Here is a 936-nt window from a genome sequence, read left to right on the forward strand (position 1 = left end):
AAAGAAGTGGGTAGTTTAACCTTTCGGGGAGGACGCTCACCACTTTGTGGTTCATGACTGGGGTGAAGTCGTAACAAGGTAGCCCTAGGGGAACCTGGGGCTGGATCACCTCCTTATACGAAGATATTCACGATAAGTGTCCACACAGATTGATTAGGTTTAGAAAAGCAAAGAGATGAAGAGCTCCCAAGTTCTTCAAAGTTTGTTTCTACTTTTTAAAGTGGAAATAAATTAGCAGTGTCCCGTTCGTCTAGAGGCCTAGGACACCGCCCTTTCACGGCGGTAACAGGGGTTCGACTCCCCTACGGGATACCATTGGGTCGTTAGCTCAGTTGGTAGAGCAGTTGACTTTTAATCAATTGGTCGCAGGTTCGAATCCTGCACGACCCACCATTTCCTCCCAAGGAAATAAAAATATGGGGCTATAGCTCAGCTGGGAGAGCGCCTGCCTTGCACGCAGGAGGTCTGCGGTTCGATCCCGCATAGCTCCACCATTCCTTCCATAAGGAATTAAAACTTTTATGGGCGATTAGCTCAGTTGGGAGAGCACCTGCCTTACAAGCAGGGGGTCACTGGTTCGAGCCCGGTATCGCCCACCATCTTTAAGCACTCTCACGAGTGTGTTTAAAAATGGGTTAAAAGTTTAATACTTTGAAACTCTTGCTCTTTAACAATTTGGAAAGCTGACTGATTGATTACTTACGAGTAATTCAATCAAATTTAAAAGTTCTCAATGTTTATCTTTCATTAGATAAACACAACAAACACATTCAAGTGTCTTGTATTCGATTCAAACTTGTTTGAATCACATTGAGTCCGGCAAACAGTTATCAAGAATTAACCCTTCTTGATGACAACCAAAAACCTTGGTTAGTTGCCATACACTAAGACCCTTTCGGGTTGTATGGTTAAGTGACTAAGCGTACACGGTGGATG

The 936-nt window shown here is 44.1% G+C and carries 4 tRNA genes and 1 rRNA gene; all 5 read left to right on the top strand.

The features are described 5' to 3' along the window. Positions 1-116, top strand: a 16S ribosomal RNA gene (locus ATB74_RS23325); the annotation flags it as partial. Between the two features lie 123 nt (positions 117-239). Beyond that, positions 240-315 (top strand) — tRNA-Glu (locus ATB74_RS23330). A 2-nt stretch (positions 316-317) separates the two neighbouring features. Beyond that, positions 318-393: transfer RNA gene (locus ATB74_RS23335), tRNA-Lys, on the top strand. A gap of 25 nt (positions 394-418) precedes the next feature. Further along, positions 419-494, top strand: a tRNA-Ala gene (locus ATB74_RS23340). A gap of 29 nt (positions 495-523) precedes the next feature. Then, positions 524-599, top strand: a tRNA-Val gene (locus ATB74_RS23345). Positions 600-936: the final 337 nt, after the last annotated feature.

The organism is Vibrio splendidus, from assembly GCF_001557875.1.
Classification (GTDB): Bacteria; Pseudomonadota; Gammaproteobacteria; order Enterobacterales; family Vibrionaceae; genus Vibrio; species Vibrio splendidus_F.